Genomic DNA, 20,059 nt, shown 5'->3' with positions numbered 1-20,059 from the left:
GCATGTTCAACGACCTCAAGGCCCAGGCCAAGCGCCTGGGCAGCTCGACCCTGTATGAAGCCAGCGGCCTGCCCTGCGCCGTGGACAGCCGAATTCGCCCGATCTGGGACGGCGCCTTCATCGCCGCCCCGGCCTTCCCGTTGCAGTGCTCCCCCGGCGACAACCTGGCCTTGCACCTGGCCATGGAGCGGGCGCCCCGGGGCAGCGTGCTGGTGGTGGCCACCGGCAATTTCATCGCCGGTTACTGGGGCGAAGTGCTGACCGTGGCCGCCGAAGCCGCCGGCGTGGTGGGCCTGGTGATCGACGGCGGCGTACGTGATGTGGCGGCGCTCAGGGCCCGGGGCTTCCCGGTGTTCGCCCGGGGCGTTTCAGTGCAGGGCACGGTCAAGGCCAGCGCGCCCTCGGTCGGCCAACCCTTCAACTTCAACGGCGCCGCCGTGGCCCAGGGCGACCTGGTGGTGGCGGATGATGACGGGGTGATCATCATTCCCCAGGCTCATATCGCCCGCACCCTGGCCGAGGGCGAAGCCCGAGCGCAAAAGGAAGCGCAGATGATGCAGGCCCTGGAGCAGGGCCATTCGACCCTGGAACTGATGCAACTGACGGCCTGGAGAACACCGGCATGAACACAGACCAGCAACGCCTCAACCAGCGCCTGGCCGCCACCCAGCCTTCAGCCACCTACCGCATCATCGATCGGGTGGCCGAACGCCGCGCCGCGGGGGCCAGGGTCATCTCGCTGTGCGCCGGCGAGCCGGATTTCGACACCCCGCCCCACGTGCGCCAGGCCGGCATCCAGGCCATCGAGCATGGCCACACCCGCTACACCCAGGTGGCCGGCAGCCGCACCCTGCGCGAAGCGTTGGCGGCCAAGTTCCGCCGGGAAAACGGCCTGGAAGTGGAGTGGCAGGACACCCTGGTGTGCAACGGCGGCAAGCAGGTGATCTACAACGCCCTGGCCGCCACCCTCGATGAGGGCGATGAAGTGCTGGTGCCGGCGCCCTATTGGGTCAGCTACCCGGAGATGGTCCAGCTGTGCGGCGCCACCTCGCGGATCATCCGCTGCGAGGCCGGCAGCGGCTTCAAGTTGACGCCGGCCGCCCTGCAAGCCGCCATCACCCCGCAGACCCGCTGGCTGATCCTCAACTCACCGTCCAACCCCAGCGGCGCGGTGTACCGCCGCGAAGAGTTGCAGGCCCTGGCCGAGGTGCTGCTCAAGCACCCCCAGGTGCTGATCCTGGCGGACGACATTTATGAACACCTGATCTTCGATGGCCAGGCCTTCCACACCCTGGCCCAGGTGGAACCGCGCCTGGCACCGCGCACCCTGACCATGAACGGCGTCTCCAAGGCCTACGCCATGACCGGCTGGCGCATCGGTTTTGCCACCGGGCCGCGCTGGCTGCTGGCGGCCATGGAAAAACTCCAGGGCCAGCAAACCTCCGGGGCTTGCGCCATTTCCCAGCAGGCCGCAGTGGCGGCGTTGAACGGGCCCAAAGACTTTATCCTGCACAGCCGAGAGGTATTCCAGCGACGACGGGACTGGATGGTGGCGCGTTTGAACGCCATTCCCGGGCTCAAATGCGCAGTGCCGGCCGGGGCCTTCTACGTGTTTGTCTGCTGCGCCGGCTTGCTCGGCCGCACCTCCCCCGGCGGCCGGCTGCTGAACAGTGATGAAGACCTGGCCCATGCCCTGCTAGAGGAAGCCGATGTGGCCGTGGTCCAGGGCAGCGCCTTTGGCCTGGGGCCCTACCTGCGCATTGCCTACGCCCTGGATGACCCAGCGCTGCAGCGCGCCTGCGACGCCATCGAACGCTTCTGCACCGCCCTGTAGGAGCCGGCTTGCCGGCGAAGGCGATCTCGGGGGCCCCTTCGCTGGCAAGCCAGCTCCTGCAGAGACCTGCCGCCATCTGCCCCCGCGATAGCGCCATCTCCAATCTGCACGACCCACCCTCTGCGTATGCAGTTACGATATGGGCAACTCCCTCCCCACCCCGGCCTGACCTTCCGTGCGGTGCGAACAACAAACCGGAGATTGCCTGATGCTGCCCCCTGCCCCCGATATCGCCCGACTCCAGCCCCTGCCCGTCGCCCTGGTGGATGAACTGACCACTCTGCTGGGCCAACGCTTCAGCACCTCCGCCAGCGTTCGCGAGCACCATGGCCGGGACATCTCCGCCCTCGATCCGCTGCCGCCGCAAGGGGTGGCCTTCGTCAATCACCTCGACGAAATCATCGCCGTGCAGCAGGCCTGCCATCGCCATCGGGTGCCGATCATTCCCTACGGCAGCGGCAGTTCCCTGGAAGGCTGGCTGCATGCGGTGCACGGCGGGGTGTGCATCGATGTGTCGGCGATGAACCAGATTCTGGAAATCCGCGTCGACGACATGGACGTCACCGTGCAACCCGGGGTAACCCGCAAGCAGCTCAACGCTGCGCTGCACGGTACCGGCCTGTTCTTCCCCATCGACCCCGGCGCCGACGCCTCCCTGGGCGGAATGGCGGCGACCCGGGCCTCGGGCACCAACGCCGTGCGCTACGGCACCATGCGCGAAAACGTCCTAGCCCTGACCGCAGTGCTGGCCGATGGCCGAGTGCTGCACACCGGCGGTCGGGCGCGCAAATCCTCCTCGGGTTATGACCTCACCCACCTGCTGGTAGGCTCCGGCGGCACCCTGGCCACAGTGGCCGAGCTGACGGTGAAACTGCACCCGATTCCCGAAGCCATTTCCGCCGCGGTGTGCAACTTCCCCAGCGTCGACCAAGCGGTGCAAACGGTGATCCAGGCCATCCAGCTGGGGGTGCCGATCGCCCGTATCGAACTGATTGACGCCCTCACCGTGCGTGCCCTGAACGCCTACAGCAAAACCCGATTGAACGAGGCGCCGTCGCTGTTCTTCGAGCTGCACGGCTCGCAATCCTCGGTCCAGGAACAGGTGGAAACCATCCGCCTGCTGGCCGATGAACACGGCGGCCAGGACTTCGAATGGGCCGTGCACCCTGAAGACCGCAGCCGCCTGTGGCAGGCGCGGCACGACGGCTACTTCGCCGCCGTGGCCCTGCGCCCCGGCTGCCGCGCCCTGACCACCGACGCCGTGGTGCCGATCTCACGCCTGGCCGAATGCATCGAAGCCACCGCCGCCGACCTGCAGCAGCAAGGCTTGCTGGCGCCGATTTTCGGCCATGTCGGCGACGGCAATTTCCATGCGGTGATCCTGGTCAACCCCGACGACCCCGAGGAAGTGCAGCGCGCCGACGGCGTGGCCCAGCGCCTGGCGGAACGGGCCATCGCCCTGCAGGGTTCCTGCACCGGCGAGCACGGCGTCGGCCTGACCAAGCGGGCCTATATGAGCCTGGAGCACGGGCAGAACGCGGTGGACGTGATGGCGGCGATCAAGGCCGCCCTCGACCCGCAACAACTGATGAACCCGGGCAAGATCTTCCCCCGCGGCCCGGCCGTCGACTAAGGCAGCGGCCCGCCAAGGAGCCAGCATGGAAATCCGCCAGCTGAAATACTTCGTCGCCGTGGTCGATGCCGGCAGCCTGTCCCGCGCCGCCCGGGAAGTGCACGTGGCGCAATCGGCCCTGAGCAAGCAGATGTCGGCCCTGGAAGCCGACCTCGGCGCCCAGCTCTTTCATCGCAGCAACAGCGGCATCCGCGTCAACGACGCCGGCAAACTGTTCTACGAATACGCCCAGGGCCTGCTCAAGCACCTACAGGACGCCCGCGCCGCAATCAGCAGCGAACCCGGCGCGCTAAGCGGCTCCATCGTGGTCGCCCTGCCCCAGAGCGTGGCTAGCACCGTGGCCCTGCCGCTGATCCAGGCCGTGGCCCGCACCTACCCCAAGGTCGAACTGCATCTAAATGAAGAGCTCACCGGCAACCTGGTGGACCAACTGGTGCGGGGTCGGGTCGACATTGCCCTGTTCACCCCCATCGGCCTGCCGCCGCAAGTCAGCTTCAGCCCGCTGCTGGAAGAAGACTTCTACCTGATCCACCGCGCCGACGACCGCCACGCCCCGCCACCGGGCAGCGTCACCCTGGCCGAAGCCGTGGCCCGACCGCTGGTGTTTCCCAGCCGCGCCCACAGCCACAGCACCCGGGCCTGCGTCGACCAGGCCCTGGAACGCCTGCACTTGCCACCGGCCCAAGTGGCCATGGAGGTCAACTCGGTGCACATCCTCAAGAGCGCCGTGGAGGCCGGCATCGGCCCCAGCATCATGCCGCTGAACCTGGCCCTGCGCGAAGTCGCCGAAGGCCGGCTGGTGGCCCACGCCATTCAACCCCGGGAAGTCTTTCGCACCCTGGGCATCTGCGTCTGCGAAGCCTTGCCCGGCAGCAACCTGCGCAGCGCCATCGCCCACCTGATCGCCCAGGTGGTGCGCGACATGAGCCGCTCCGGCGAATGGCCCGCCACCCGCCTGCTACCCGAGGCCTGAACCGCTGTTTCACCCATTGCTTCGACAACAAGAATAAAGAGGCTAGCCATGAACCCACCTGCCCCGCCACCTGCGGCTCTCGACGATGCGGCCCTGCACTCGGCCTACCGCAAGACCGCCTGGCGCATCATCCCGCTGCTGATTTTGTGTTACCTGGTGGCCTACCTGGACCGGGTCAACGTCGGCTTCGCAAAGCTGCAGATGCTCGACGACCTCAAGTTCAGCGAAGCGGTGTACGGCCTCGGCGCCGGGATCTTCTTCGTCGGCTACCTGCTGTTCGAGATCCCCAGCAACATCGCCCTGCACCGCTTCGGCGCGCGGCGCTGGATCGCGCGGATCATGGTCACCTGGGGCCTGCTGTCGGCGGCCATGATGTTCATCGAAACGCCACTGACCTTCTACGTGTTGCGGCTGCTGATCGGCATTGCCGAAGCCGGCTTCTTCCCCGGCATCATCTTCTACCTCACCACCTGGTTCCCCAGCCAGCGCCGAGGGGTGATGACCGCCCTGTTCATCATGGCCCTACCGATTTCCAGCCTGTTCGGCTCACTAATTTCGGGGCTGATCCTGCAACACCTCAACGGCGTCTCCGGCTATGCCGGCTGGCAATGGCTGTTCGTCATCGAAGGCCTGCCCGCCGTGGCCCTCGGTGCCGCGGTGTTCTTCCTCCTGCGCGACCGCATCGCCGACGCCCACTGGCTCACCCCCGAAGAGCGCCACGGCATGCAGGCCGCCATCGACCGCGAAGCTGCCAACAAACAGAGCCACCGCCTGCGCGACGGCCTGCTCAACCCCCAGATCTGGCTACTGGGCGCGGTGTACTTCTGCCTGGTGCTGGGCCAATACGTCATCAGCTTCTGGCTGCCCACCATCATCCGCAACAGCGGCGTGCAACAGCCCTGGGCCATCGGCGCCCTCACCGCCCTGCCCTACGCCGCCGCAGCGGTGGCCATGGTCATCGTGGGCCGCAGCTCCGACCGCCACGGCGAGTACCGCTGGCACCTGGCGGTCTGCGCGGGGATTGGTGCGCTAGGCGTGGCGTTTGGCACCTTCTTTGGTGACAACCTGATACTGGCCATGTTCGGCCTGATCGTCGGCACCGCCGCCATGATCAGCAGCCTGCCGGTGTTCTGGGGCTTGCCCACTGCCGTAGTGGGCGGCGCGGCCGCCGCGGCGGGCGTGGCATTGATCAACACCCTGGGCAATGTGGCGGGGTTCTTCAGCACCATCGTGGTGGGCTGGCTGACCCAGGTAACGGGAAACACCCAGACCGCAATGTACTTCATGGCGGCCATCCTGCTGATCGGCGGCGGGCTGGGCTTGATGGTCAACCACGTACGCAAGACGGCACGACTACAAACTGCCTGACGCGCCCCCTGTAGGAGCCGGCTTGCCGGCGAAGGCGTCCACAAGACCGCCCTCGCCGGCACAAGTAACACCATCGCCGAGCACCTGAATCAGTCAAGCCACCAGTTCAACAGCGTCTCGTCCTCATCGTCATCGAGGTTTTTATAGACATTGGCGTAGTACCACTCGATCCCGGTTTGCTCGCGGAAACCATCAAAAAACCTGTTGATGTTCTCCATCCCGTTTTTTGCAGGGACCGCCAACGCCAGCGTCCCCTCGCACACCCCATCCAGAGTCCCATTCAGCTCACGAATGACATCGCTTTCGAGTGCCGAGATCACCGCCGGATCAATGTAATCGGCATAGATCTGAATGCAGAAATTCCCGCCCCGCTTCAGCACTTGCGCCGGCGCATCGGGATTGCGGATGGAAACGATATCGCCCCGCGCCAGGTTCTGCGCCAGGCCCGGTGAGGAGAGCAACTCGTAGGTATCCTCATCGATGCGCCGCGCCAGCAGTTCCTCGCGAACGGCGCCATCGTCATCGGCCATGTACACCTGAATCAGCACAGGGGATTGCTTGTCGTCCATACGGGGCTCCACAGTTTCCACGTTCTACACCTGACCCTTGTTCTGTTACCCAGCGCTTCCATCCCCTGCCTCAGGGCAACGGCTCAAAGCGCCCACTGCCCACATTCCACGCAAACCCCGGCAACGTGCAGTCCTGAAAGCCAATCCACAGTTGCTCCCCCTCAGCCTGCACCTGCAAGGTATCCACCCCCAGGTTGCGACACCCCGGCGCCGCAACCGCCAGGCTCTGCAGCAACTTGCCACTGGCCTTGTCCATCACCTCCACCGTCGTGATCCGCTGATCATTGCCCGCCATCTGCACCTGGAAATACCAGCGTTTGGTGGAAGCACTCTGCAGCAGCGGGGTGACCGGCTGCGGCCACGAGCGATCCGAATCCACCAGGCCCACCAGCTTCAGCGCAATGGGCAAGGTCTTGCCCGTGCGATAACTGGTCCAGGTGCCGCGCACCTGCTCCTGCTGGCGGGAGTTCATCAAGTCATTGAACTGCAGACGCGCCACCGGCAAGCCCTGCTCGTCCAGCTCATCCATGGCCAGCGTCTTGTTGCTGTAGCTGAAGGTTGGCTTGAGGCGGATCGGCGTGCGATAGCGCTGATAGGCATAGGTGCCCTGGTAGACCGCATTCTGGCTGCCCAGGGTCAAGACAACCGCCTGCTTGCCCACCGTGCCCTCATACACCCCGTGGGACGCCTGCGCCGGCAACAGCCACAGCGCCAACACCAGCACCGCCAGCCCCCGAGCAACATCAAACCCACGCATCAGAAACGCTCCTCGCCCGACGACAGATATTCCAGCCGATCAGGGCTGATCACCCGGTAATAATCCCAACGCCGAGTGCGCTGGTCGTAATTGATGAAGTCCTGCTTGCTGAACTCCATCTGGCCACCGGGGGAAAAGCGCAGATCACCGTCCACCGCGAACTGCTCCAACTGCGGATGACGCAGGTATTCCCGGCGTTCACGGTTATAGAGGTAGTACTGAGTAGGCGAGCACCACAGCCGGCCATCCGACTCCGCCAGGCGATAGCCCTGGGCCTGAAAATCAATCCGCGCCTCGGCCTGGAAATGCCCGAAAGTCAGCGTCCTGGTACCGACCGGTGACAGGCACCACTGCCCACTGATCTCCTGCACCCGCCGCCCGGTGGTGCGGCTCATCACCCGAATACTGTCCACCCGCGCCACCTCCTCCCCGGCCTTGCGCGCGGCATGCACACTGAAATAGAAATCCCGATCGAACACCGGCTGCAGCAACTCCCCCTCAAAAGCGCCCAGCTGACTGTCACCAAAACGCGTCACCCGCTGCAACTGCAACGGCTGCTGCGTGCCCGTGCGCAGATCCACCAGACTGCCCTGCAGCGCCTCTGCCCCCTCGGTAAACGACTGCAACGACACCGCCGTCGCCGGCAGGGTCGGGTTGTCCATGATGTTGATCAAGAGCGCGGAGCCGGGATGAAAAGGCGTGGATTCCAACGCCATGGGCAAGCGCTCGGATTCGGAAAACCAATAGCCGGACATACCGCCGCCGTATTGGGAGTCGTAGGTGAGCGCCAGTTCAACCGGAGTGTCGCCGAGGGTGCCGCGGTAGGTGGTGGTGGGGTTGGCTTGGGCGGTTGGGGTGATGAGCCCGAGGCAGAGCAAGAGTGCTGCGGTCAGGCGGAACAGGAGGTGTTGCAGGTGACGCTGTTGGCCAGCCCTTGTTTGCGAACTGCTGCCAATGGGCTGGGTCATGCCTGCGTTCCTTGCGGTGGGGAAAAGGGGCGCAGGATAGCAAAATCGACTGGAGGTCAGATGGATTTGCCGAGGCCTGGCCCGAATCTGAAATGGTCCAACAGGCTGTTGGACAATTACCTTGGGGGCTCCACTCTGCTGCCGATTACCAAGCTGAAAGGCCCATACAGTTAGGGTCAGGCACAGCGGATATGAATTCACTGGAGAGTTCAGCCGGTCCTTACTCGCAATAGAGACCGTTCCTACAGAAGCGCCATTGTCCCGGACCTGCCCCGTCCCTATAGTTTTCTCGTTCGCTGATTTTTGTCAGCAACAGGGTTTCGCAGCCCAACAGAAAGATTCAAGCAACACAGTCCATGCCAACTCAGGCAAACTTCGCCTGCGTTTCGTTTATGGCAGCTGTGCGTGGGAGACCTTCGGGTCTGCCGGGTTTGTTTCTTTCCTCGGTCTGCGAACCCGCGTACAGCTGCCACCCAGTTGATTCGCAGCAACAGGTGGCGATTTTTCATTTTCTTGGAAGAAACGACACCATGAATACTCAAGATCTATCCGAACGATTTATTCCCATGACCCCAATCGCCAGCGATGGGCCGGTGCTGTTTGTAGACAGCCAGGCGCCGTTGGTGGATTTGCATGCGTGTGCGAGTGAGCGGTTGGTGACTGCGCTCGACTTTCTGAATCTGATGGCCTGCATTAGGTTGCGTGATGCGAGCGATAAGGACATTGGCACCGTGACCAACACAGCCAGATTGTTGATGCAAGATGTACGGGATGTGTTGGCGGTGATTGAGACAAGGGCGTTTAGCGTTTGATTTAAATACTAAGAAAGCCGGCCATAAGCCGGCTTTTTGATTGTCTTAACTGATCCTATCTCATCTGACGATGTAGCAGGAAAGAAGCGAGTGGCAAAACGTAAGACAAGGGAAACCCAATGAGCGAGCTGAATCCAAAGCAAGTCGAAAATCTAATCGAACCCGGAACTTATGAAGATAGAAATAGGTTTTACTTACTTATTAAAACCACCAAAATAAACCCGACCGCTTCGCCTCAAATTTGCAGACAGTTATAGTTATGTAACAACTAAAGATGAAAAAGCGGAAAATCATCAAGAAGTGATTGCGCTGAGTCGCGAGGAGATGTGGCTAGGTAAAGCACATCAACTGCTTTAGTAGGCGTCCCTCCCCTCGCAAGCGAAATCAAAGATGCAGCTTTATAATGCCGAACCACATCCGCACCTTCAAACGAGTTTAGATGAGCATAAAATCTAAAGGCTGCCCCCTTCAATACCACTTCGATCAAATACTTCAAGACATTAGCCTCAAAGAGAGGCTGATACAATCGATCGCTCCTAGTAGTTCTTTTAACAGCTACTGCAAACAGAAAGCCTGTCGACTCGATTTTCCCTTCTAAAAGCTTATGCGCGTTTTCCAGCTTTACTAAATCAACTACGCTCAAACTCTCGGCTGGCTCAGTAAAACATGACAATTCCAGGGGAAGTGGAAATGGAAGGCGAACCCCGACAATATCTGGGCTAGACAACCCCAATGCCAAACCTCGAGTGCTCAGAGCTGCCTCATGTGCCAAGATACTACTGCGAATTTCCGGGCGAAATAGCTTAGTAGCATCGTACCCTCGCGGAAGTTTAACGACAGCTATTTTTCGAGTAGGGGTAGGAACGGCCTGGGGTGGTTTTTTGAAGCTTGTGGACACCCAAACACCTGAATCCATAAAGTTATTCCACGCCACAGTTGCGTTCCAGAATGCACCGGCCTCCAAGAGTTCAAACACATCCCCCTCAACTTTTGCAATAGCTGAGGTTTTAACATCAAAGTCACCACCAAATAGCGTTTCACCAGCCAAGGTCGCATTCTTAGTAAACTGTGTAAGATACTCTCCAAATGAACGTGCCGGATCGGGATCATTATCACAACCTGGCATAAAGTCAGTGAAAGTACAGTTCATTGCGGCCATCTGACGAAACCGAAACTTAGTGCTTCTTCCTCTAACCGTATTTACACGCCTATCTTCAAAGCACTTTCCGAAAGGGCAGTTTATGCAAACCGTAGCGTGATCGAATGAATATGGCATCAACCTTCCTTAGCGTGCGCTATATCGCGGGCAGTGGCAAAAATCACGTCTAGATCACTACCAAGAGCTGTCGCAATTTTCTGCATAACGAGGAGCGTCGGATTACGCGCGCCGCGCTCCACGCCGCTAATGTAGGTGCGATCAATATTTGCTCTGTTGGCTAGCTCTTCCTGGCTAAGGCGCAAAAGCTCTCTGTGCCGACGGATGGCTAGACCGAAGTAGTCCGCTAGATTCATGGCGGAAAGCTACTGCCATGGTGACTAAGAGACCACGGACTATGAGTCACATAGGGTGTACAGATAGATTTGATCCAGCTACTGTGGGCTATTGATTGATTTACGCGGTAGAGAAGATGCCTAAAAGTCACCCCCTTGCGCCGGCACCAACCACAGTGATGGCGCCAAACCTAACGCCCACGGCGGTTTCCTTGTTTTCAGGATGCGGCGGCTTCTGCGAGGGCATAGAAAGCGCTGGCACAAAAATCCAGGTCGCCGTAGAGCTCGATAAATTTGCTTGCGAGACCTATCGACACAATTTTCCTAGCACACCACTATTCGAAGGCGATGTTCACAGTTTCTTAGCTGATGACTCTTCGCACATTCACGATTATCGACTGAGCAAGGTTGACCTTGTTTTTGGGGGCCCTCCTTGCCAAGGCTTTAGCCAAATAGGCCAGAGAAAGTTAGATGACGAACGAAATGAGCTCTATAAACAATACACCCGGGTAGTTGACACCCTGCGTCCACGAGTCTTCTTTATGGAGAACGTCCCCAACCTTGCACTCATGAACAAAGGCCACTTCAAACGGTTAATTTTGAAAGAGTTCGCAAGCCTTGGCTACAGCAATGCAGTAATGCTTCAGCTTTCCGCTGATGACTTTGGCGTACCCCAAACCAGGCAACGGGTCATATTTGTTGGCACTCGCGACGAAGATAAGTTCCCTTTCGATCTTTATTCTTTTTGCGAGACGACGCTAGACGGATACCGCGTAGATAAAGTCGTTACGGTTAGCGAAGCAATTGGTGATCTACCAGATGAAATTGTCCATAGCGGTGAAATTTTAGACTACCCAAAAACTGCTAAACCATCAAAGTTCATGAAAGATATGAGACTGGACTACGATGGCCCGCGCTACTCTAAAGCGCTCAAGAAAAAACGTGGATTAGGTAAAAAAACAGCTGCGCTGCACAACCACCACACCAAAGAAATTCAAGCTCGCAGAGCCAATCTTATTTCCTTGCTCAAACCTGGGATGAAAGCGAACAGCCTCCCCAAAGAAATTTGGGACGGGAAGCGGCCGGAAAAATGGAGGAGATTGCATCCAAATCAACCGTCGCACACGATTCTGGCTCAGATGCACCGAGACATGAGTGAGTGGATCCACCCACACGCGAACAGATGGATTACAGTTCGCGAGGCTGCACGCCTACAATCATTCCATGATGGCTTCGTCTTTGTTGGTAGTGAGTGGCAACAGTTAAAACAGATTGGTAATGCCGTGCCTCCATTGCTTGCGTACGCCTTGGGCAAGCTGTCGCACCGTATTCTTTCTGTACTTGACGGGGAACAGCTCGTCACCAGCTCTCTGCAATCACCGACAGTTCAATCTGAGCTGTTGATTCCAGCTTAGCAAACGCTCCTCGGGTCTAATTTATCAATCTAAGACGCACATAGATAAAAAAGAGGTAAGCAGTTGGGCATCTCGTATTACTAAGTCGGTTGACTCATCGTTGGTGGCCGCTTAGTTACAAAAAATGGGATGCGCAACCGCTCATGCCTCAACAACATAGATGGAGTAACTCCTAGGCTTATCCGCATCTAACTCGACGGGATAATCGTTGGTACGTAGAGCTAGTACCCGACGACTGGATTAACCGCAAGGGTTGGATGGCGTTTCGTTGTTGCTCAATGCCGATGTTCGAGGCTGCACCAGCCTGCGCAACTTTCGACAGCAGCCACATGCCGCCCGGCAGGGCCAGCGCAGCCTCCAGCAGCGGCTGCAGGAATGCGTTAATCCCTGGGTTACCGCACGTTTCGATAAAGCATCAACCGCGCCCCCTCATGCATCCCCCGCGTCAACTCCAGCAACCGTTCAAACTCCTGCGGATGTTCCTGCGCCACATCCTCACGCGGTGTGTTTGACGCTAGGTCATGCAAGGTCGCGCCACTGCCGTCGTGCTGCATCTGCAACAAAAAATCCTTGGTCACGCCGCCAATCACCGGAAAGGTCCCTTCCCTCAACACCAGCGGCACCACGCGCTCGCCTTCCGGCGCGGGCTGCTGAATGTCCCGCCCCATGGCGCCATTGGTGAAGGGCATCCCGGCCATGCCGGCCACGGTGGGCAGCAGGTCGGCGAGGCCGACGGCTTCTTCGATCACTCTGGGCCGCAACATCCCCGGGGCATGAATCAGTAGCGGTACGTTGTTGCTTTCCAGCCCTAGCTGTTCAAACGCGGGGGCCATGTGGGGGATCTGGCTGATGCGGGTGTTGTGGTCGCCGAAGAACACGAAAATCGTGTTGTCGTAGTAACCGCCCGCCTTGGCGATCTCTATCAGTCGGCCGATGTTGAAGTCCAGGAGGCGCACGGCGTTGTATTGCTCCAGGCTGCGGGAACCGGCGGCCTGGACCTGTTCCAGGGGCAGGTCCTGGGCTTGAAAGCCGTCGTTGTCCTTGGGGATGGTGAACGGGCGGTGGTTGCCGGAGGTTTGCAGGTAGGCGAAGAACGGTTGGTCCTGGGGGATGGCGCGCAGCAGGCGGTCGCTTTCCTTGAACAGGTCGAGGTCGGAGATGCCCCAGACGTCCACCTGGGGCGATTGCCAGTGGCTTTCGTCGTACAGGCGCACGTTGTCGATGCTTTGGCGGATCAGGCCGTTGATGTTGGCCCAGCCGGCGTTGCCGCCGATCAGGTAGAGCTTGTGGTAGTCGCTGAAGGCGTTGATCAGGCTGTGTTGGCGGGTGATCAGCGGCTGGCGGGTGGCGGTCTCTTGGCGGGTGACGTCGGGCACGCCGGTGATGCTGGCCCACACGGTCTTGGCGGTGCCGGTGACCGGGACGTAGAAGTGTTTGAAGAACCAGCTCTGGCGGGCCAGGCGGTCGAGGTTGGGGGTGGGGTTGAGCGGGTTGCCGTAGGCGCCCACGGCGCTGGTGCCGAGGGATTCGAGCATGACGAAGATGACGTTGGGCGGCCGGGGGCGGTCGATGCGGTACGGCTGCACGCCTTGTTGGCGGGTGAAGCTCAGGCTGTGCGGGTCCGGCTGGTCGACGCCGAGGTAACGGGCCAGGGCCGGGTAGTGTTGGCGCACCTGGGCTTCGTCGTACTGGGCCTGGCCGGCCTTGAGGGTGTCGTAGAAGAACAGCACGGGGTTCAGGCCCAGGGCGGCGATCTGGCTGTTGCCGGAGAAGTAGGCGTCGCTCCAGCGCAGGGGGACGGGGTTTTCCAGGTTGAGGTTTTCTCCCCGGCCCAGCAGGCCGAGGAACACGGCGGCGATGCCCAGGGCGCTGACGCTGGCCAGGGACCAGCGGCCCAGGGGTTGCGCCGGGCGGTCGAGGGTCCGGCGTTCCAGGCGCAGCAAGGCGTAGCACCACAGGCTCAGGGCGCTGCCCCAGGCGAGGACGATCCACAGCACCGGGTAGCTTTCCCAGAGCATTTGCCGGGAGATCTGTGCGTCGTCCAGGTAGCGCAGCACGGTGGCGTTGATGCGCACGCCCAGGTAGGCGTAGTGGCCGAAGTCGATGATGTACAGCAGCCCTACCCCGCCCAGCACCAGCAGCAGGTAGGCCCGGGCCAGCCAGCGCAAAGTTGGCAGGCGCAGCAGGTTCCAGCGCGGCAGCCAGGCCAGCAGGGCCAGGGGCAGCAGTATCAGCAAGGTCAAGCGCAGGTCGAAGCGCAGGCCGATGCCGAGGGTCTGCAGAATGGCCTCGCGCTGGTCGGCGGCGCTCAGGTCCACCCCGGAAAACCCCACGGCGAACAGCAGCCGCAGCAGTGCCAGCAAGCCGAATACCAGCCCGATTGCGCCCACGCCGTAGCGCAAGCGGCGTGATTGCAACCCGCCCATCATTGACCTCTGTGTGGTGTTGTCGAAGGCCGCGGCGCGGCCTGTTGGTTTACCCGGCAAGGGGCTGCCCGCGGCTGCGCTGGGTGACGCGGCGCCACAGCCACAGCAGCACCCCGCCGCTGCCGGCGATCAGGCAGTAGCCCGCCAGCAGCGGGTCCAGCAGGTAGTCCCAGTAGTTTTCCGAAAGCTTCAGACGCAAGGCAAAGGCCAGGGTCCCGGCCGCCAGCATCAGTACCCCCAGCAGGTTGCGCTGCCACAGCAGCACCAGCGCCGCCAGGCCCATCAGCACGATCATCGGCCTTGGGTTGTAGCCCCAGCGGTAGGGGTCGAGGTAGGTCAGGCCCAGGGTCGCGGGGTACAGGCTCAGGGTCAGGCCGATAAACAGCAGCAGGACCTGCACCCGGTGTTTGGCTGGCAAGGGCGCAATCACCCCCAAGTGCCGCAGGCTGACCCAGCCCAGCAGCACCAGGGTGCTGATGGCCAGGTCATCGGTGAAGCTGCGCACATAGGCCGCCAGCGGCAGCTGGTTCAGTGGAATAAAGCTGACCAGCGCCAGCACCGGCAGCAGCCAGGGCCGCCAGGGCGCGGTCAGGCGCAGGCTGCCAAGCAGCACGAAGCCCAGGAGGATAAAACTCAGGTGGGCTTGCCATAGCGACATCATCACAAGCGCTCCGCCAGCCACGCCGCGTTGAAGCTGACGTGCTTGATAAAGGTGTTGTTCCAGGAATAGACCAGGTGGTACAGGCCGTCCGTCCCGCGGCTGAAGTAGGGGTATTCGTACTCGAAGTCGCAGCCCTGGGGCTTGCACACCCGGTAGTCGAGGTTGCTCAGGAAGCGCTGTTCCAGGGGCAGGCGCCGGGCGCCGCTGGAGGCACGAAAGCCTTCGCCGATGATGTCCTTGTAGGCCTCGTGGGAAAACGGCTGGCCCAGGGGATCGGGGGACTGGTCCAGTTCCACCAGGGGCCGCCATTGGCTGAGGCCGGCATCGGTGCCGTACAGGCTGAGTTTGAAGCGTCCGTCCTGCAGGTCGTTGAGGGCCACCAGCAGGCCCTGGTCGTCGGTGCCCACCGCCGCCAGCGATGAGTTGGGGTTGGACGGTTGCAACGGATAGGGCTCGCTCCAGGTCTGCCCGGGGTCTTCGGTGCGGCTGGCCAGGACCTTGTGGTGGGTGTCGCCGGCGTAGCGCAGCATGGCCACGGCGCGGCGTTCGTCCAGGGGCACGATGGTCGGTTGCAGGGAGTGCTTGCCACGGCTGATGCGGAATTTGTCGATCACCGCGCCGTCGGCGCTCAGGTACAGGTACTCGGCGAACTTGCCCATGAACTCGTGGTACACCGGCAGGCCGATCGCGCCATCGGCATGGAACACCGGCGCGGCTCGCACCAGGGTGCTGATGTTGAAGAACGGCGAGGTGATCAGTTGCCGTGGCGCCGACCAGCTGCGCCCGAGGTCGTCGGAGACCATCAGGTTGATGGCGCTGGTGGCCCAGCCGCCCACCGACACCGAGACGTAGAACATCCACAGGCGCTGGTCCGGGCCCAGGGCGATCACCGGGTTGCCGAGCTTGCGGATATAGCGCCCGGTGCCGACGCGGGTCGACTCCCGGGTGGCCAGCACCTGCTCGGCGCCCCACTCGCCGCTCTGGGCGTCAAAACGTGCGCTGCGCACCTGGACGTCGGCGGCGCCTTCCCGGGAGCCAGCGAACCACACGGCCATCAGGTCGCCGCCGGGCAAGGCGGTCACCGAGGAGGAATGCACGAAGTCATCCAGGTCCGAAGAGACGAAGCGGCTGTTGTATTGCGGCGTGCTGTTGGCTTTAGCCGCATCGCTGCCGACGGTGGCCTGGGCGAACGGCGCCAGTTGGTGAGGCGGATGGCTGCGCCAGGCGGCGATAAAGACGACGGCCAAGAGCAGGCTGCTGCCGAGGAAGATCAGGCGAAAGGACAGCGCACGCATACAGGAGCCCGTGGCAAATACAGGGTGGGAACAAGGGAGAAACCATTAGCGCTTATCACTGTCCGGCAAGGGTCGGCGGCGGCCGGTGAGCATCGACAACGGCAAGTTGTCGCGCACTTGGAAGCTTTCAAAAATCGCCGCGCACACATGCAGCAGCACCAGCCCCAGCAGCACATCGGCGCTGGTTTCGTGCACCTGCAGCGGCCAGTCGGCGCCCCACAGGGCATCGACCTCTTCCATCAGAAAACCGCTGATGCCGATCAGCAACAGCGCCAGCAGCATCAACAGCATCACTAAGGCACCGAGGGGTGAATGCCCCAGGCGATGTTCGGGGCGCCCGGCCCGCAGCGAGCGCAGATGCCCCGCCAGCCGGGCCCGGGTCGGCCAGAAGTCGGACCAGCGCGCACTGCGCGGCCCGACAAATCCCCACAGCGTGCGCAACAGCAGCCAGGCCATGGCGTAGTAGCCGAGCCAGACGTGCCAGTCGTCACCGGCTTCATTGAAGAAGTAGTTGCCGATAAAGACCCCGGCGATGGACAGGTGAAACAGTCGCACCAGCGGGTCCCACAGCCGCAGGGAAGCGTGCGGCATCAGCCTTTGATCTCGGTCTTCACCGCCTTGCCGGTGACCGGGTCGTGGTAGATCTCGACCTTGCGCTGGTCCTTGTCGAAGCCGTAGATCTCGTAGCAGTTGCCGTCGGTGACCTTGAACTTGCTGATCTGGTAGCCCTGGGCCTTGAGCTGTTCCTGAAAGGCCTTCTGATCCTGCCATTGCGAGCGTTCGGCGGTGGTGCATTGCGGGCCGGCGAGGGCCAGGGGGCTGGCGAGAACCAGGGACAGCAGGAGGATCTTGCGCATGGAAAACGCTCCGGTGATGGGGGAGATTCCACTGTGCAAAACCAAGCTTAGTGAAAGCTTAGTTGGCAACGCGCGGTAACATTTTCCCCGCTAAAAACCCCTGCCGACGGACCCTGGCCGGCGTCATCATGCGCCCCTTCCCTGCCCCCTCGCCCTACCGAGAACCGCCCATGCGCCTGCTGCTTGTCGAAGATGATCGTGCCCTCGGCCAGGGCATTCGCGTGGCCCTGAGCGCCGAAGGCTACACCCTGGACTGGCTGCAGGACGGTGCCAGCGCCCTGCACGCCCTGCGCACCGAAAGCTTCGACCTGTTGCTGCTGGACCTGGGCCTGCCGCGGCTCGACGGCCTGGAACTGCTGCAGCAATTGCGTGCCGCCCAGCAGGACCTGCCGGTGCTGATCCTCACCGCCCGCGACGGCACCGCCGAACGCATCGCCGGGCTGGATGCCGGGGCCGACGACTACCTGGTCAAGCCCTTCGACGTCGAGGAATTCAAGGCCCGGGTCCGCGCCCTGCTGCGCCGCAGCCAGGGTCGTGCCCAGCCGCTGCTGGAACACGCCGGCATCCGCCTCGACCCGGCCAACCAGCAGGTGCACTACCAAGACAACGAAGTGGTGCTCACGCCCATGGAATACCAGTTGCTGCACCAGCTGATGGTGCGCCCGGGCAAGGTGGTGACCCGCGAGCGCCTGTCCCGGGCGCTGTACGGCTGGCAGGACCGGGTCGAGAGCAACACCCTGGAAGTACTGATCCATAACCTGCGCAAGAAGCTCTGCAGCGAGCTGATCCGCACCGTGCGCGGCGTCGGTTACGTGCTGGCGCTCAAGCCATGAACTCGGTGCGCACGCGGATTCTGCTGCCGGTCCTGGTGCTGGTGCTGCTGGGGGACCTGCTGATCAGCTGGCTGGTGCTGCGCGACAGCCACCACGAAATCGAAGAGGTCTACGACGCCCAGCTGGCCCAGAGCGCGCGCCTGCTGCAAGGGGTGCTGCGCCAGCGCGACCCGGCTCAAAAGCCGGACGCGGCGGACTGGGAGCGCCTGCACCAGGCCTTCGACCAGGCCATGAGCCGGGTCGGCGTGGACGGTGCCGCCCACCCCTATGAAACCCGCCTGACCTTCCAGGTCTGGCGCGACGATGGCCAGTTGCTGATGCGCTCCGCCGAGGCCCCGCTGCTGGAGGCGCCGCCCACCACCCTGGGGGCCCACGACATTCTGGAAAACGGCAAGGACTGGTGCGCCTTTCTGCTGGCCGACCCGCAGCAGGGCTTGCTGATCTGGGTTGGCGAGCGCGATGACATTCGCCAGGACCTGATCCAGCGCATCGTGCGCCATACCCTGTGGCCGACCCTGATCGGCGTGCCGCTGCTGGCGCTGCTGATCTGGCTGACCATCGGCTGGGGCCTGGCGCCGCTGCGGGCCATGGCCCGGGCCATTCGCGGGCGCAGCAGCGACACCTTGCAGCCGCTCGGGCTCAAGCCCCTGCCCCAGGACCTGGAGCCAATGCAGACCGCCCTCAACCAGTTGTTGGCCCAGATCGACAGCCTGCTGGAGCGCGAGCGGCGCTTTATCGCCGACGCCGCCCATGAACTGCGCACGCCCCTGGCGATCCTGCGGATTCATGCGCAGAACGCCCAGAGTGCCAGCAGCCCGGAGCAGCGCCGGGAGGCCCTGGACTTTCTGGTGAGCGGCGTCGACCGGGCCACCCGCATCGGCAGCCAGTTGCTGACCATGGCCCGCATCGAACCGCAGCTGAACAGCCCGCGCCTGAGCCGCATCGACCTCAGCGCCCTGGTGCGCGAAGAGCTGGCGGAACTGACGCCCCTGGCCCTGGAGAAAGACGTCGAACTGGTGCTGGAAGGCGACGAAGGCTGCCTGATCGCTACCGACCCGATGGCCCTGGCCATCGCCCTGCAGAACCTGGTGACCAATGCCCTGAACTTTGCCCCAGCGGGCAGCGAGGTACGGGTCGGCCTGCGGCCCCAGGCGGACGGCGCGATGCACCTGTGTGTGGAAGATGCGGGGCCGGGTATCGACGAGCAGCAGCGCGAGCGTTTGCTGGAGCGCTTCTACAGCCAGGGCAACGCCAATGGCGCCGGGCTGGGGCTGGCGATTGTGCAGATGATCGTCAGCAAGATCGGCGGTCGCCTGGAGTTGCGCAATCGGCCTGAGGGCGGGCTGTGTGCATTGTTGTTGCTGGGGCCGGCGCTTTAGTCGGCGGAGCGAAGGGCCTATCCTGTGCGCCGCTCGGGAATGGGGGCGGCCTTGCGGGCGTATTCGCTGGCAAGCCAGCGCCTACACAAGCACGCCCCCGTAGGAGCCGGCTTGCCGGCGAAAGCATCCGTAAGATCGCCTTCGTCGGCAGCCGACTCCTACAAACGAAATGACAATCAGGGAGACACCCATGGCCATGCCGGAACGGCTGAAACCAACACCCGCCACGCCGAAAATACGTGCGCTGATGAAGGGCTTGCTGAAGCAGATCCTCGACCGGATCTGGGACAACCAGGAACGGGAAAGCCCCGAGATCAATGCACTGATCCAGCAGTGGAACAGCCACGCCGGCCGACCTTTCGAGTTCCACGAATTTCGCGATATGCACAGCCATACCAGCGCGGCGAACTTTCTGCGCACGGCCTTTCATCAGGAGCGCTACGTTGACGACCTGAGCTTCGCCGAGGCCTGCGCCGTGGCGGATTTCATCTGCCAGTGCGAAGGCACGGAGTCTGATACGGACTACGCCCTGAACCTGCTGGAAACCAACTTCCCCGAGGCCAATGCCTCGGACCTGATCTTCTGGCCCAACGAGTGGTTTGGCGATCAAGATATGTTGCATATCGAGCTGAGCTCGGCGCAGATCATCGGTTATCTGATGGCGCAGTCTTCGCGGCAACTGCAGGATGCACCGCCGATCACCTTGCCCTACCCCATTCCACCGCAGCCATAGAGGCCTTCGGGCTGGCCAGCTGCATAAGCACCGCCGTGGCCAGCCACAGGTAGGG

20 protein-coding genes are annotated in these 20,059 nt (G+C 62.3%); 10 read left to right on the top strand and 10 right to left on the bottom strand.

Going from position 1 to position 20,059, the window contains the following annotated elements; genetic code table 11:
- Positions 1-2: 2 nt before the first annotated feature.
- The 5 genes from BM382_RS26570 (at position 3) to BM382_RS26550 (ending at position 5,808) form a co-directional block, all read left to right on the top strand.
- The gene (locus tag BM382_RS26570) at positions 3-626 is read left to right on the top strand and encodes an RraA family protein (protein ID WP_065363271.1); all 624 of its coding nucleotides are present in this window, start codon (positions 3-5) and stop codon (positions 624-626) included.
- On the top strand, positions 623-1,834 hold the full coding sequence (locus BM382_RS26565) for a pyridoxal phosphate-dependent aminotransferase (RefSeq protein ID WP_072444460.1): 1,212 nt from the start codon (positions 623-625) through the stop codon (positions 1,832-1,834). The genes BM382_RS26570 and BM382_RS26565 overlap by 4 nt, the downstream gene beginning before the upstream one ends.
- Positions 1,835-2,042: 208 nt before the next feature.
- Positions 2,043-3,467 carry an FAD-binding oxidoreductase gene (locus BM382_RS26560; RefSeq protein WP_072444462.1) on the top strand — a complete coding sequence of 475 codons (1,425 nt, stop codon included), beginning with the start codon at positions 2,043-2,045 and terminating at the stop codon, positions 3,465-3,467.
- Positions 3,468-3,492: 25 nt separating this feature from the next.
- Positions 3,493-4,440, top strand: a complete 948-nt coding sequence (locus BM382_RS26555; protein WP_072444464.1) for a LysR family transcriptional regulator — start codon at positions 3,493-3,495, stop codon at positions 4,438-4,440.
- Positions 4,441-4,488: 48 nt separating this feature from the next.
- A complete protein-coding gene (locus BM382_RS26550) occupies positions 4,489-5,808 on the top strand; it encodes an MFS transporter (RefSeq protein WP_072444466.1) in 1,320 nt (439 codons plus the stop codon).
- A gap of 89 nt (positions 5,809-5,897) precedes the next feature.
- On the opposite strand, the gene BM382_RS26545 is transcribed toward BM382_RS26550, so the two are convergent.
- From BM382_RS26545 to BM382_RS26535, 3 genes are all read right to left on the bottom strand, one after another.
- A complete protein-coding gene (locus BM382_RS26545; protein WP_019094115.1) occupies positions 5,898-6,377 on the bottom strand; it encodes a DUF4265 domain-containing protein in 480 nt (159 codons plus the stop codon).
- Positions 6,378-6,447: 70 nt separating this feature from the next.
- Entirely contained in the window at positions 6,448-7,134 is a 687-nt protein-coding gene (locus BM382_RS26540) for a hypothetical protein (RefSeq protein WP_072444468.1), read from the bottom strand.
- On the bottom strand, positions 7,134-8,102 hold the full coding sequence (locus tag BM382_RS26535) for a hypothetical protein (protein WP_072444470.1): 969 nt from the start codon (positions 8,100-8,102) through the stop codon (positions 7,134-7,136). The genes BM382_RS26540 and BM382_RS26535 overlap by 1 nt, the downstream gene beginning before the upstream one ends.
- Before the next feature lie 530 nt (positions 8,103-8,632).
- On the opposite strand from BM382_RS26535, the gene BM382_RS26530 reads away from it, so the two are divergent.
- Positions 8,633-8,914, top strand: coding sequence for a fructose-bisphosphate aldolase (locus tag BM382_RS26530; RefSeq protein WP_072444472.1), 282 nt, complete (start codon positions 8,633-8,635; stop codon positions 8,912-8,914).
- A gap of 268 nt (positions 8,915-9,182) precedes the next feature.
- Here BM382_RS26530 and BM382_RS26525 read toward each other — a convergent pair whose 3' ends face one another.
- Complete coding sequence (locus tag BM382_RS26525; protein WP_072444636.1) at positions 9,183-10,064, bottom strand: Cfr10I/Bse634I family restriction endonuclease; 882 nt, start codon at positions 10,062-10,064, stop codon at positions 9,183-9,185.
- 125 nt (positions 10,065-10,189) lie between these two features.
- Positions 10,190-10,426 carry a helix-turn-helix domain-containing protein gene (locus BM382_RS26520; protein WP_072444474.1) on the bottom strand — a complete coding sequence of 79 codons (237 nt, stop codon included), beginning with the start codon at positions 10,424-10,426 and terminating at the stop codon, positions 10,190-10,192.
- Between the two features lie 116 nt (positions 10,427-10,542).
- Here BM382_RS26520 and BM382_RS26515 point away from each other — a divergent pair, with 116 nt between their 5' ends.
- Complete coding sequence (locus BM382_RS26515; RefSeq protein WP_072444638.1) at positions 10,543-11,820, top strand: DNA cytosine methyltransferase; 1,278 nt, start codon at positions 10,543-10,545, stop codon at positions 11,818-11,820.
- Positions 11,821-12,212: 392 nt separating this feature from the next.
- Here BM382_RS26515 and BM382_RS26510 read toward each other — a convergent pair whose 3' ends face one another.
- Genes BM382_RS26510 through BM382_RS26490 form a run of 5 tightly spaced genes read right to left on the bottom strand, consistent with a single transcriptional unit; the run spans position 12,213 to position 17,059 of the window.
- Positions 12,213-14,246 carry an LTA synthase family protein gene (locus BM382_RS26510; protein ID WP_072444476.1) on the bottom strand — a complete coding sequence of 678 codons (2,034 nt, stop codon included), beginning with the start codon at positions 14,244-14,246 and terminating at the stop codon, positions 12,213-12,215.
- A gap of 49 nt (positions 14,247-14,295) precedes the next feature.
- Positions 14,296-14,907: a hypothetical protein gene (locus BM382_RS26505; RefSeq protein WP_072444478.1), complete on the bottom strand. Its 612-nt coding sequence runs from the start codon at positions 14,905-14,907 to the stop codon at positions 14,296-14,298.
- Positions 14,907-16,202, bottom strand: coding sequence for a sialidase family protein (locus BM382_RS26500; protein WP_072444480.1), 1,296 nt, complete (start codon positions 16,200-16,202; stop codon positions 14,907-14,909). Before BM382_RS26500 ends, BM382_RS26505 begins: the two co-directional genes overlap by 1 nt.
- A 45-nt stretch (positions 16,203-16,247) precedes the next feature.
- Complete coding sequence (locus tag BM382_RS26495) at positions 16,248-16,793, bottom strand: cytochrome b/b6 domain-containing protein (protein ID WP_072444483.1); 546 nt, start codon at positions 16,791-16,793, stop codon at positions 16,248-16,250.
- Positions 16,793-17,059 (bottom strand): PepSY domain-containing protein, encoded by a 267-nt coding sequence (locus BM382_RS26490; RefSeq protein WP_042941807.1) that lies wholly within the window; start codon positions 17,057-17,059, stop codon positions 16,793-16,795. Before BM382_RS26490 ends, BM382_RS26495 begins: the two co-directional genes overlap by 1 nt.
- 170 nt (positions 17,060-17,229) lie before the next feature.
- On the opposite strand from BM382_RS26490, the gene BM382_RS26485 reads away from it, so the two are divergent.
- The 3 genes from BM382_RS26485 to BM382_RS26475 all read left to right on the top strand — a co-directional run bounded on the left by BM382_RS26485 (position 17,230) and on the right by BM382_RS26475 (position 20,004).
- A complete protein-coding gene (locus BM382_RS26485) occupies positions 17,230-17,892 on the top strand; it encodes a response regulator (protein WP_019092959.1) in 663 nt (220 codons plus the stop codon).
- Positions 17,889-19,271 (top strand): ATP-binding protein, encoded by a 1,383-nt coding sequence (locus BM382_RS26480; RefSeq protein WP_072444485.1) that lies wholly within the window; start codon positions 17,889-17,891, stop codon positions 19,269-19,271. Before BM382_RS26485 ends, BM382_RS26480 begins: the two co-directional genes overlap by 4 nt.
- Before the next feature lie 190 nt (positions 19,272-19,461).
- Entirely contained in the window at positions 19,462-20,004 is a 543-nt protein-coding gene (locus tag BM382_RS26475; RefSeq protein WP_019095866.1) for a hypothetical protein, read from the top strand.
- Positions 20,005-20,059 lie beyond the last annotated feature (55 nt).

The organism is Pseudomonas sp. NFPP25 (genome assembly GCF_900116505.1).
Taxonomy (GTDB): domain Bacteria; phylum Pseudomonadota; class Gammaproteobacteria; order Pseudomonadales; family Pseudomonadaceae; genus Aquipseudomonas; species Aquipseudomonas protegens.
The sequence above is the reverse complement of the archived record's forward strand: the minus strand, read 5'-3'. Positions and strand labels throughout refer to the sequence as shown.

Coding starts and splice junctions, on each gene's coding strand:
- BM382_RS26525 (WP_072444636.1), bottom strand. CDS start 10,064: ATGAACTGTACTTTCACTGACTTTATGCCAGGTTGTGATAATGATCCC.
- BM382_RS26510 (WP_072444476.1), bottom strand. CDS start 14,246: ATGGGCGGGTTGCAATCACGCCGCTTGCGCTACGGCGTGGGCGCAATC.
- BM382_RS26520 (WP_072444474.1), bottom strand. CDS start 10,426: ATGAATCTAGCGGACTACTTCGGTCTAGCCATCCGTCGGCACAGAGAG.
- BM382_RS26540 (WP_072444468.1), bottom strand. CDS start 7,134: ATGCGTGGGTTTGATGTTGCTCGGGGGCTGGCGGTGCTGGTGTTGGCG.
- BM382_RS26530 (WP_072444472.1), top strand. CDS start 8,633: ATGAATACTCAAGATCTATCCGAACGATTTATTCCCATGACCCCAATC.
- BM382_RS26480 (WP_072444485.1), top strand. CDS start 17,889: ATGAACTCGGTGCGCACGCGGATTCTGCTGCCGGTCCTGGTGCTGGTG.
- BM382_RS26565 (WP_072444460.1), top strand. CDS start 623: ATGAACACAGACCAGCAACGCCTCAACCAGCGCCTGGCCGCCACCCAG.
- BM382_RS26490 (WP_042941807.1), bottom strand. CDS start 17,059: ATGCGCAAGATCCTCCTGCTGTCCCTGGTTCTCGCCAGCCCCCTGGCC.
- BM382_RS26550 (WP_072444466.1), top strand. CDS start 4,489: ATGAACCCACCTGCCCCGCCACCTGCGGCTCTCGACGATGCGGCCCTG.
- BM382_RS26515 (WP_072444638.1), top strand. CDS start 10,543: ATGCCTAAAAGTCACCCCCTTGCGCCGGCACCAACCACAGTGATGGCG.
- BM382_RS26475 (WP_019095866.1), top strand. CDS start 19,462: ATGGCCATGCCGGAACGGCTGAAACCAACACCCGCCACGCCGAAAATA.
- BM382_RS26505 (WP_072444478.1), bottom strand. CDS start 14,907: ATGATGTCGCTATGGCAAGCCCACCTGAGTTTTATCCTCCTGGGCTTC.
- BM382_RS26535 (WP_072444470.1), bottom strand. CDS start 8,102: ATGACCCAGCCCATTGGCAGCAGTTCGCAAACAAGGGCTGGCCAACAG.
- BM382_RS26555 (WP_072444464.1), top strand. CDS start 3,493: ATGGAAATCCGCCAGCTGAAATACTTCGTCGCCGTGGTCGATGCCGGC.
- BM382_RS26485 (WP_019092959.1), top strand. CDS start 17,230: ATGCGCCTGCTGCTTGTCGAAGATGATCGTGCCCTCGGCCAGGGCATT.
- BM382_RS26500 (WP_072444480.1), bottom strand. CDS start 16,202: ATGCGTGCGCTGTCCTTTCGCCTGATCTTCCTCGGCAGCAGCCTGCTC.
- BM382_RS26495 (WP_072444483.1), bottom strand. CDS start 16,793: ATGCCGCACGCTTCCCTGCGGCTGTGGGACCCGCTGGTGCGACTGTTT.
- BM382_RS26560 (WP_072444462.1), top strand. CDS start 2,043: ATGCTGCCCCCTGCCCCCGATATCGCCCGACTCCAGCCCCTGCCCGTC.
- BM382_RS26545 (WP_019094115.1), bottom strand. CDS start 6,377: ATGGACGACAAGCAATCCCCTGTGCTGATTCAGGTGTACATGGCCGAT.
- BM382_RS26570 (WP_065363271.1), top strand. CDS start 3: ATGTTCAACGACCTCAAGGCCCAGGCCAAGCGCCTGGGCAGCTCGACC.